The organism is Hymenobacter terrestris (assembly GCF_013377905.1).
Classification (GTDB): Bacteria; Bacteroidota; Bacteroidia; order Cytophagales; family Hymenobacteraceae; genus Hymenobacter; species Hymenobacter terrestris.
Map to the genome: position 1 here is coordinate 95,939 of NZ_JABKAV010000007.1, position 10,837 is coordinate 106,775.

Here is a 10,837-nt window from a genome sequence, read left to right on the forward strand (position 1 = left end):
TTAGCCGCAGGTCGAACACGGTTTTCAGCTGGGCTTGCCTGGTTGCCCTATGCAATCCTACACAACACGCCTAAACCGCACTGGCCCGGCAGAAACCCAGGTTGATGGACTCCCTGCATGATCAACTGGGGAGAATCCGCCTGAATTCGCCAAAACGCATTTGGGGGCCGGCGGGCGCGACCTATGCCGCGCCCGCCGGCCCCCGAGTGTTGCGTATCAAAAGCGAACCGCTGTCAGCCAGCAGCTTTCCGCTGAAGCAAGAACTTATCGGCCGTGCGCAGGCTCAGGGCCATAATAGTGAGGGCTGGATTGACGCTCAAGGCACTGGGAAATACCGAGTTGTCGCAGATGTAGAGGTTGGGTACGTCGAAGGCGCGGCCATTGGGGTCGACCACCGCCTCACTGTCCGAAGTGCCCATGCGAGCCGTACCGATGATGTGGGCGTATCGCTCAAAAGCCCAGATATCCTTGGCTCCGGCGGCTTCCCAGATCTGGCGCATGATGCGTTCGGCGTGCCGGTTCATCCGCTGCTCGTTTTCCTGGGCCGTGAAATGTACACGGGGCTTGGGTACACCCCGGGCATCTTTCTCATCACTCAGCTCCACGAAATTATCAGCGTGGGGCAGGCAGTCGCCCAGCACATTGATGCCGGCAATGTGGTTGTAGTCGCGCATGTAGTCGCGCAGGGGCTGACCCCAGAGCTTGCGCTGGCGCACCATTTGGGTGGCAAACGTAACGGGCATTACCCCAATGCTTTGCAACAGGTAACCGCCCACAAAGTCAGCATCTTTGGGCCGGTGAGTATCCTCCGAAATCAGTCCGCCCGGAATGCCTTTGTAGGGCCGGATGTCCTCGGGGAAAGTACCCCACACCTGCATGCCCACGTGGGCCATAAAGTGCTTGCCTACCTGCCCGCTATTGAGGGCCAGCTCGTTGAGCAGTAGCAGGCGCGGCGTTTCGATGGCGCCGGCGCACAGAAACAGATTACGGCAGCGCTGGCGCACAGTGCGCCCACCCTGCTCGTACACCACGCCCGTTACGTGGCCCGTGGCGTCGCGTTCAATCTCGGTTACGTAGGCACCGGTCCGAATTTCGGCCCCATACTGCTCGGCTACGGGCAGGTAAGTAACATCCATGCTGGCCTTGGCACCGGTGCTGCAACCAGCCTGGCAGAAACCGCGGTTGGTGCAGGCCTCCCGCCAACCCACGCCCTCCTGGTAATAGCGCGCCGATAGCGCCGCATTGGCGGCCGGCGAGGTGGTAATGCCCAGCTTGGCGCAGGCCCGCTCCATGAGTTGGGCCGCGCCGTTGAGTGGCAGCGGGGCCAGCGGATAGCCCTTGCGGCGGCCGGGGTCCCAGGGGTAGGGCGTGGGGCCCGAAACCCCCAGAAATTGTTCTACCTCCTCGTAGTATGGCTCCAACTCCTCAATTCCGAAGGGCCAGTCGACCCCTTGGCCGAATTCGGTGTGCAGCATCAGGTCGCCGCGGTGGGCACGGGGCGTGTAGGCGGTATAGTGCAGCGTAGAGCCACCGTAGCCGATACCCGAATTGTTCTTGCCAAATGCCACCGGATTTTTGCCGGCCGACAGCCGCTCATCGTTCCAGAACAGGAAGTTCTGGGCTTTTTCATCGGTGGCAAACTCGGTTTTGGGGTCGTGGCGGGCCCCGGCTTCGAGGGCCACTACGCGCAGGCCGGCCTGAGCGAGCCGGGCTATCAGCGGGGCACCGCCCGCCCCGGTGCCAATCACCAGGCAGTCCACTATTTCGTTAGGGTCAGGCAACGGGGCGGGCTGTTCCAGCGGGTTGCGGCTGGGGTCGGCCTGCAGCTCGTTTTCTTCAAGTATTTCGCGCAACAATGGGTCCTGTATTTCGGGCTGAACCGGGTTTAGTACGCTTTCTTCCAGCGTTTCTTCGTCGGGCATGAGGTGAGGTGGTGAAGTGATGAGTTGGCGTTTAAACGAACCTACTTCTCGTCCTGAGCGAAGCGCCGGACTAGAAGCGGATTAGCAGTTCGTTGTCTTTAAAGCTCTTCCGGTTCGCGAGGCTCCAACTCGTTCAGGCCGATATGTTGCCAACCCGGCACGTCGGCCATACCTACGTAACCTATTTCTTCCTGGGCCAGCGGATGAGCATAGTAAGCCTCAGTCAACTCGGCCAGCATTTCCTCGAAGAAGCGGCCTTGAGGCAGCTGGCTCCAGTTTTCGCCGGGGGCTTCGGCGGCAGCCAGCAACTCTATAATCTGGTCCTGCCGGGCTTCGTCCAGTACCACAAATGGCTGTTGAAACCTGGCTTCGGCTGCTTGGTTGATGCCACCTAATCCGAGCCTATACGCTTCGCGGTCGGGGGGCATAGAGTCGTAGCGCCAGCCATCGGCGTCGCCGTTCAACAGGCGCTTGTCTATGGCCGGGGCCAGCAGAATGGGTGCTTCACGGTCGGGCTGCGGATAGATGCGGGCGGCCACAGCCTGCAGCAGCCGGTAAGTATCGGCGTCGAAAAACTGCGGCTCGTAGATGGTTGAGGCCGTCAACCGGGCCTCCAGCGCCGCCCGGGTGGCGGGCGTTACCAGGTCGGTTTCCAGCAGCGCCCTGACGGTGCCTTCGGGGTAGTTGGGCATGCGGTTGAGAACAGAGGTAGATATGAGAGTAGGTCAGTTGTCAGGCCAACGGGCAGCAAACAGCAACCACAGCAACGCAACCGGCGAACTGGCGGCAGGTTCAGACCGGCCGGTGTCTTTTGCGCCGGCAGCCGGCCACATTAGTCGTCGCTACTGAGCTTGCCGCCGGTTACCTGCACCAACGAACCGGTCATGAACGAGCCATCCTGTGAGGCCAGCAGCACGTAGGCAGGGGCCAGCTCCTCGGGCTGACCGGGGCGGGCCAGGGCCACCTCGTGGCCGAACTTTTCAATTTCATCCTTCGGCATGGTGCCGGGGATGTTGGGCGTCCAGACCGGGCCAGGCACCACGCAGTTCACCCGGATGCCCCGCTCGCCCAGGTTCAGGGCCAGGCTCTTGGTGAAAGCGTGAATGGCGGCCTTGCTGCTGGCGTAATCAATGAGCAGCGGTATGCCTGTCATGCCTACAATGCTGCCGGTATTGATAATGCAGTCGTGCTTTTGCAGGTGCGGCACGGCGGCCTGCGCCATCCAAATGTAGCCGAGAATGTTGGTGTCGAAAGTGCGCCGAATCTGCTCCTCCGGAATATCCTCGAACTTCTGCTGGGCCTGCTGGTAAGCGGCGTTGTTTACCAGAATATTGAGGCCGCCCAGTTCGTCGCGGGTGCGGGCCACAGCCTGCCGGCATTGCTCGGGCTCGCGCACATCATGCTTGAGCAGCAGGCAGCGGCGGTTCTGGGCTTCCACGAGGCGCTTGGTTTCCTCGGCGTCCACGGTGTTTTCGTTGTAGAGCACGGCCACATGGGCGCCTTCCATGGCGAAAGCCACAGCCACGGCCCGCCCGATGCCCGAGTCGGCCCCGGTAATCAGCGCTACTTTATCCTGGAGCTTGCCGGCGGCGCGGTAGGTGCTGAAACTCATGCTCGGCTGCAGCTCCATATCGGCCTGCTTGGCCGGGTAGGGCAGCTTCTCGGCGTACTCGGCCATGTCTTTGGCCGTGGGATAATTCACTGGCTCGGGGGCGCGGCCAGCGGCCTGGGCGGCCTGCTGTGCAGCAGGCGTAGTGGCTTTCTCGGGGGTAGGGTTCTTCTTGGTAGCCATAAATGAAGTTCGATAGGTGGGTGGAAGTAAGGCTTACGCGAAACCAGAAGAGGCGTTGGCCGGCCGGCATTATCCTCCCAAATCAGACCTGGGCTATCCAAAACGGTAGCTAACGACTAACAGCTGTCAATTGATAGACTTGTTCCCAAATAAGAAACGGCGGAAAACTTCTGCTGCTGTTGTCAATCGAACCGGCTTTTTTACCTAGCGAAACCGGTATCTGCTGGTTCTCTGAGGAGCCGTAGTTTCTGGCTTCAAATACCGCCTGGAAAACCACTGATTTCTTATTGAGGAACAAGTCTGATAGCTTAAATCCTACCGCACTACCGCTTCTACCCGGCGGTTGCGGGGCCGCAGTTCGGGGTTGCGGTTGTCGGCCACCGGATAGGCTCCGCCGTAGCCCACGGCCGTCAGGCGCAGCGAGTCGATGCCCTGCTGCACGAGGTAGCGGCGCACCACCCGGGCCCGCTGTTGCGACAGAAGCCGGTTGCGGGCGGCGTCGCCCACGTTGTCGGTGTGGCCGGCTATTTCGAGGCGTAGCGCGGGTTGTAGCCGCAGGGTTTGGGCCAGTTCATCGAGCCCCGGCCGCGAGGCGGGCAGCAAATTGGCAGTGCTCTGGGTGAAGTACAGGTTGGGCAGCGTAAGGGCGGCGCCTTTGGCGAGGCTGCCCAGTTTGGCCAGCGCCGGCTGGGCGGTAGTGGAGGCAGGCATGGGTTTGGGAGTGGGTTTAGGTACCGGCTTGGGCACCACCGTCCGGACCACCACGGCAGACCGGGAACTGGGCAGCGGTGCAGGCTTGGAGCGGGGCCGGTAGCCAATTACCAACGCCGCTTTAGCGGGCGCACTTTTGATGGATGCGAGCCTAGCGGCCATATAGGCGGCCGAATCGGACGCGTTGTTAAGCTTGAGGCGCACGGGCCGCGCCGACCAGAGGTAACGCATCGGAATGGGCTGGATGGCTGACTGGCCGCCAAAAAAATCGGTCATCGACGCATCGGGCCGCTGCCAGGTCAGCAGTATCCGCGAGTCCAGTGCGTTCTGGTAGTATTCCACGCGCAGAGCGTAGTGCTGGCCAGCCTCCAGCCGCACGCGGGCTTGGCCCTTCGTAAAATACTGATCCTTCCACGAGTCAAACAGCAGCTTGTTGTTCAGCCACAGCCGTACGCCGTCGTCCACAGTCAGGTGCAGCGTGTATTGGCCCGTCACGGGCGCTTCCAGAAAACCCGTCCAGCGCACCGAAAAGTGCGCCGCCGGCACTCCGGGCGCGGGCGCGCGCTTCTTCCACTCAAAATCCAGCTGGTCGTCGATGCGCGTGAGTACGGCCCGCTCGAAGTTCTGCCCCCGGTAGTAAGTGCCCGTCAGTCCGCGGGGTGTCAGGGTTTGGGCATGGCTGGTAAGTGCGGCTGGCAACAGCAGGCTCATCGTCAGGGAGGTATAAAGTAATCGGACCATAGGAAAGTATAAGATAAGTGCCGCCCAAAAGATAGAAAAGACTATTCATTTTACCCGGAAGCCGGCCGGATTTCGTGCTGAGTCTGTCCGATAGCCGGCCGGAACTCAGTGCTGCCGCCGGGGCGCGCTCTTGGCATTCCAGCGTTTCGGCCGTATCTTTACCCCGTTACTTATCCAGAAAGACCGAGGGATTGGGCCCGACGACGTCTTAGCAACCTGATTTAAACAAGGTGCTAACTCCCTTTTCAAGCCGCTGGTCGGTCTGGAAGAAGATAAGTGCGGAACCGGCCTCGTGCCCGGCTCTTTCTGGATAGGCGTTTTTGTCGCCGATTTTCCCAGCCGAGCCGTTATGCCAACCACTTCCGCCCCCGCCTCACCTCCTGCCGCTGTTTCGCCATTGCACGCCATCCTGCGTCAGCGCGTGCTGGTGCTCGACGGGGCCATGGGCACCATGATTCAGCGCCACCCGCTCACCGAGGAGGACTTCCGCGGGGCCCGTTTCGCCGACCATCCCAAGCCCCTGCGCGGCAACAACGATCTGCTCAGCCTCACCCGCCCCGACCTCATCCAGGGCATTCATGCCGAGTATTTCGCCGCCGGGGCCGACATGGTGGAAACCAACACGTTTTCGGGCACCACCATCGCCCAAGCCGATTACGGGCTGGAGCATGTGGTGTACGAGCTGAACTACGAGTCGGCGCGGCTGGCCCGGGCGGCGGCCGATGCGTACTCGGCCCTCACCCCCGACAAGCCCCGTTTCGTGGCTGGCGCCGTGGGGCCCACCAACCGCACGGCCTCCCTCTCGCCCGACGTGAATCGCCCCGGTTTCCGGGCCGTGACGTTCGACGAGCTGGCCGCTGCCTACCACGAGCAGGTGCGCGGCTTGGTAGATGGGGGCGTGGATGCGTTGCTGATTGAAACCATTTTCGATACGCTCAACGCCAAAGCCGCCCTGTACGCCGTGCAGCAGTTCTTCGATGAGGGTGGCCGGGTAGTGCCACTCATGATTTCGGGTACCATTACCGACGCCTCGGGCCGTACGCTTTCGGGCCAGACGGTGGAGGCCTTCTGGAACTCCATCCGCCACCTGCCGCTGCTGAGCGTGGGCCTCAACTGCGCCCTGGGTGCCGACCAGCTCAAAACCTACGTGCAGGAGCTGGCCCGCCTCGCCGACGTTCACGTTTCGGCCTATCCCAACGCCGGCCTGCCCAACGCCTTCGGCGGCTACGACGAGTCGGCCCGCGAGTTTGCCGACGTGGTGGAGAACTACCTCAAAGAGGGCCTGGTGACGATTGTAGGCGGCTGCTGCGGCACCACGCCCGAGCACATTGCCGCTTTGAGCGAACTGGCGGAACGGTATGCGCCACGCCGTACACCCCACCCCCGAAAGCCTGTTCGTGAACGTGGGCGAGCGGTGCAACGTGACGGGCAGCCGCGCCTTTGCCCGCCTCGTGCGGACCGGCGACTACGACGCGGCGCTGGCCGTGGCCCGCGAGCAGGTGGAGGGCGGCGCGCAGGTACTCGACATCAACATGGACGAGGGCATGCTCGATTCGGAACTGGCTATGACTACGTTTCTGAACCTGATTGCCTCGGAGCCTGATATTTCGCGGGTGCCCGTCATGATCGACTCCTCGAAATGGAGCGTGCTGGAGGCCGGCCTCAAGTGCGTGCAGGGCAAGAGCATCGTCAACTCGATTTCGCTGAAAGAAGGAGAGGAAGTGTTTTTGCAGCGCGCCCGCACCGTGCGCCAGTACGGGGCCGCCATGGTGGTGATGGCCTTCGATGAGGACGGCCAGGCCGATACGCTGGAACGGCGCATTGCCATCTGTCAGCGGAGCTACGACCTGCTGATGGGCATCAATTTCCCGGCCGAGGACATCATTTTTGACCCCAACATCCTCATTGTGGGCACCGGTTTGGAGGAGCACCGCAACTACGGCGTCGAGTTTATTGAGGCCGTGCGCTGGATAAAGACATACCTGCCGGGCGTGCTCACCAGCGGTGGCGTCAGCAACATCAGCTTCTCGTTCCGGGGCAACGATGTGGTGCGCGAGGCCATGCACGCAGCCTTCCTCTACCACGCCATTCGGGCCGGGCTGGATATGGGCATCGTGAATCCCAACCAGCTGGCCGTGTACGACGAGGTGCCACCGGTCCTGCTGGAGCTGGTGGAAGACGTGCTGCTCAACCGCCGCGCCGACGCCACCGAACGGCTGCTGGAGTTTGCCGAAACCGTAAAAGACCAGAAGGGTACGAGCAATCAACCGGCCGCCGGCAGCCTGGATTGGCGCAACCTGCCGGTGCAGGAGCGGCTGGCTCATGCCCTCATCAAGGGCATTACCGATTTCATCGACGAGGATACCGAGGCGGCCCGGCAGGAGCTGAACCGGCCGCTGGAGGTGATTGAGGGGCCGCTGATGGCCGGTATGGGCGTGGTCGGCGACCTGTTTGGGGCCGGCAAGATGTTCCTGCCCCAGGTAGTGAAATCGGCCCGGGTGATGAAGAAAGCGGTGGCCTACCTGGAACCCTACCTACTGGCCGACAAGCAGAGCGGCGACCGGCAGACGGCCGGCAAAATCCTGCTGGCCACCGTGAAGGGCGACGTGCACGACATCGGCAAGAACATCGTGGGCGTGGTGCTGGCCTGCAACAACTTCGACATCGTGGATTTGGGCGTGATGGTGCCGCTGGAGCGGATTCTGGACGAGGCCCAGAAGCAGGGCGCCGATATGATTGGCCTGAGCGGGCTGATTACGCCCAGCTTGGACGAGATGGTGTACGTGGCCCAGGAAATGGAAAAGCGCGGCCTGAAAACCCCGCTGCTCATCGGCGGCGCTACTACCTCGCGGCTGCACGCGGCCGTGAAAATCGCGCCCCAGTATTCGGGGCCGATTGTGCACGTGAACGACGCCTCGCGCTCGGTAGGCGTGGCCGCCAGCCTGCTCGGCTCGGCCCGGGAAACCTACGCCCAGGCCATCCACGACGAGTACCGCCAGCTCCGGAACGACTACGCCGGCCGCCAGCGCGAGAAAGCCTACCTGACCATTGAAGCTGCCCGCGAAAACGGTTTCAAGGCCGATTGGGAAACCACGCCCACCACCAAGCCCAGCTTTTTGGGCACCAAAGTGCTGGAGAACTACGACCTGGCCGAGTTGGCTGAATACATCGACTGGACGCCGTTCTTCCAGACCTGGGAGTTGAAGGGACGCTACCCACGCCTGCTCGACGACCCCACCGTGGGCGAGGCCGCCACCCAGCTTTTCCAAGATGCCCAGCGGATGCTCCGCCGCATTATCGATGAAAAGCTGCTTACGGCCCGCGCCGTCATTGGCTTCTGGCCCGCTAATACTGTGGGCTACGACACGATTGAGGTGTATCAGGACGATTCACGTCAGCAGGTGCAGGCCGAGTTTTTCACCCTGCGCCAGCAGAGCGAAAAGGCCGCCGGCGTACCCAATCTGGCCTTCTCTGACTTCCTGGCTCCCCGCCAAACCGGCCGCGCCGACTACATCGGCGGCTTCGCGGTAACGGCTGGCCTGGGCATTGAAAAGCTGCTGGAGCAGTACGCCGCCGAGCACGACGACTACAGCAGCATCATGCTCAAAGCGCTGGCCGACCGTCTGGCCGAGGCCTTCGCCGAGCGGCTGCACCAGCGGGTGCGCGAGGAGTTCTGGGGCTATGCACCCGCTGAAAGCCTCTCCAACGACGACCTGATTCAGGAGAAATACCAGGGCGTGCGGCCCGCCCCCGGCTACCCCGGCTGCCCCGACCACACCGAGAAAATCACGCTCTTCCAGCTGCTCGACGCCGAAAACGCCACCGGCATCTCGCTCACCGAAAACCTGGCCATGTACCCCGCCTCCTCGGTCAGCGGCCTCTACTACGCCCACCCCGACTCGCGCTACTTTGGTCTCGGCCGCATTGGTGCCGATCAGGTAGCCGACCTGGCCGAACGCAAGGACATGCCCCTACCGGAGCTGGAGCGCTGGCTGATGCCGAACCTGAACTACGAGCCGGTGGCGGCTCCAGCCAACGTTTCGCCTCACCCCCCGGCCCCCTCTCCGAAAAAGGAGAGGGGGAGCCAGTCGATTGGTTCTAGAGGGCAGACTGCCCTGCAGGATACGGCGTTGACGGCTGATAAGCAGCAGTATGGCAAGCTAAATCCGAAAGGCCGGAGCCGGACTATGCGACAGGAACCCACTGAAGCCGAACATCTATTATGGCAGGCTTTACGTGGTGGACAAGCTGGGCCAAAATTCCGCCGCCAGCATAGCATCGACCGCTACATTGTTGATTTCGTCAGCCTCGATTCCAAGCTGATTGTGGAAGTTGACGGCAAAGGCCACTACGAGCCCGACCAGCGGGACTACGATGCCGGCCGAACTGCTTTGCTGGAAGAGCTTGGCTATCGAGTTCTGCGCTTCCCTAATAAACAGGTCATCGAACAACTGGAAGCTGTGGTAAGCGAAATCAAAGCCGCATTCAACTAGCCTGTTCAAACCTAAGCGGCAAAACGCTTACCTCAGGCTCCCCCTCTCCTTTTTCGGAGAGGGGGCCGGGGGGTGAGTCGCCACGCCAGAACGACGACACAACCATGAAAGTAACCGAACACCTGACTCGCGCCGAGGGCAAAACGCTGTTTTCCTTCGAAGTACTGCCGCCCAAAAAGGGCGAGAATATCCAGACGCTGTTTTCCAATATCGAGCCGCTGCTGGAGTTCAAGCCGCCGTTTATTGACGTGACGTATCACCGCGAGGAGTACGTGTACCGCCAGCACCCGAACGGGCTGTTGGAGAAGAAAACCGTGCGCCGCCGCCCCGGCACGGTGGGCATCTGCGCGGCCATCAAAAACCGCTTCGATGTGGACACCGTGCCCCACCTGATTTGTGGGGGCTTCACAAAGGAGGAAACCGAAAACGCCCTCATCGACCTGAATTTTCTGGGCATTGATAACGTGCTGGCCCTGCGCGGTGACCCCATCAAGAGCGAAGGCCGCTTCATGCCCGAGCCCGACGGCCACAGCTACGCCTGCGACCTGATCGGGCAGGTGTCGGACCTTAATAAGGGCGCTTATTTGGATGAGGCGCAGGACGATACCTGGGCCACCGACTTCTGCATCGGTACGGCCGGCTACCCCGAAAAACACTTCGAATCGCCCAACTACGGGGCCGATTTGCGCTACCTCAAGCACAAGGTCGACCGCGGGGCCGAGTACATCGTGACCCAGATGTTCTTTGATAACGAGCAGTTTTTCGCCTTTGAGCGCCGCTGCCGCGAAGCCGGCATTATGGTGCCCATCATCCCCGGCCTCAAGCCGCTCACCACCAAAGGCCAGCTTACTATGCTGCCGCGTTCCTTCTACCTCAACCTGCCCGAGGAACTGGCTGACGCCGTGCACCTGGCCCCCGACAACGCTGCCGCCCGCCAGATTGGCCTCGAATGGTGCATCAACCAGAGCCGCGAGCTGATGGCCCACGGCGTGCCCTGCCTGCATTACTACAGCATGGGCAAATCCGACAGCATCCGCCAGGTAGCGGCCGCGCTGTTTTAGCGGTGATGGGATGGGGAAATGGTGAGTTGAACGTCATTCAGAGCGTAGCGAAGAATCTCGCGTGCTGACGTTGTTACACAATAGCAACGTCAGCACGCGAGATTCTTCGCTATGCTC

At 61.8% G+C, this 10,837-nt stretch carries 5 protein-coding genes, 1 pseudogene and 1 riboswitch; of the genes and pseudogenes, 2 read left to right on the forward strand and 4 right to left on the reverse strand.

Annotated elements, in window-relative coordinates; translation table 11 throughout:
• Nucleotides 1-233: 233 nt before the first annotated feature.
• The 4 genes from HW556_RS04400 to HW556_RS04415 all read right to left on the reverse strand — a co-directional run bounded on the left by HW556_RS04400 (nucleotide 234) and on the right by HW556_RS04415 (nucleotide 5,166).
• Nucleotides 234-1,922, reverse strand: a complete 1,689-nt coding sequence (locus tag HW556_RS04400; protein WP_246289516.1) for a GMC family oxidoreductase — start codon at nucleotides 1,920-1,922, stop codon at nucleotides 234-236.
• A gap of 98 nt (nucleotides 1,923-2,020) precedes the next feature.
• Nucleotides 2,021-2,614, reverse strand: coding sequence for a gluconate 2-dehydrogenase subunit 3 family protein (locus HW556_RS04405; protein ID WP_176898333.1), 594 nt, complete (start codon nucleotides 2,612-2,614; stop codon nucleotides 2,021-2,023).
• Nucleotides 2,615-2,754: 140 nt separating this feature from the next.
• Nucleotides 2,755-3,714 carry an SDR family oxidoreductase gene (locus HW556_RS04410; protein ID WP_176898335.1) on the reverse strand — a complete coding sequence of 320 codons (960 nt, stop codon included), beginning with the start codon at nucleotides 3,712-3,714 and terminating at the stop codon, nucleotides 2,755-2,757.
• 315 nt (nucleotides 3,715-4,029) lie between these two features.
• Nucleotides 4,030-5,166, reverse strand: a complete 1,137-nt coding sequence (locus tag HW556_RS04415) for a PA14 domain-containing protein (RefSeq protein ID WP_176898337.1) — start codon at nucleotides 5,164-5,166, stop codon at nucleotides 4,030-4,032.
• A 167-nt stretch (nucleotides 5,167-5,333) separates the two neighbouring features.
• A riboswitch (SAM riboswitch) is annotated at nucleotides 5,334-5,445 on the forward strand.
• Between the two features lie 70 nt (nucleotides 5,446-5,515).
• Here HW556_RS04415 and metH point away from each other — a divergent pair.
• Together metH and metF are read left to right on the forward strand one after the other, a co-directional pair.
• Nucleotides 5,516-9,659 (forward strand): annotated as a pseudogene (metH, locus tag HW556_RS04420) (methionine synthase).
• A gap of 104 nt (nucleotides 9,660-9,763) precedes the next feature.
• On the forward strand, nucleotides 9,764-10,720 hold the full coding sequence (metF, locus tag HW556_RS04425; protein WP_176898339.1) for a methylenetetrahydrofolate reductase [NAD(P)H]: 957 nt from the start codon (nucleotides 9,764-9,766) through the stop codon (nucleotides 10,718-10,720).
• The last annotated feature ends 117 nt before the right edge of the window (nucleotides 10,721-10,837 follow it).

Bases quoted from the DNA above. Each gene is read 5' to 3' on its own strand.
- HW556_RS04400 (WP_246289516.1), bottom strand. From the start codon at position 1,922: ATGCCCGACGAAGAAACGCTGGAAGAAAGCGTACTAAACCCGGTTCAG.
- HW556_RS04405 (WP_176898333.1), bottom strand. From the start codon at position 2,614: ATGCCCAACTACCCCGAAGGCACCGTCAGGGCGCTGCTGGAAACCGAC.
- HW556_RS04410 (WP_176898335.1), bottom strand. From the start codon at position 3,714: ATGGCTACCAAGAAGAACCCTACCCCCGAGAAAGCCACTACGCCTGCT.
- HW556_RS04415 (WP_176898337.1), bottom strand. From the start codon at position 5,166: ATGGTCCGATTACTTTATACCTCCCTGACGATGAGCCTGCTGTTGCCA.
- metF (WP_176898339.1), top strand. From the start codon at position 9,764: ATGAAAGTAACCGAACACCTGACTCGCGCCGAGGGCAAAACGCTGTTT.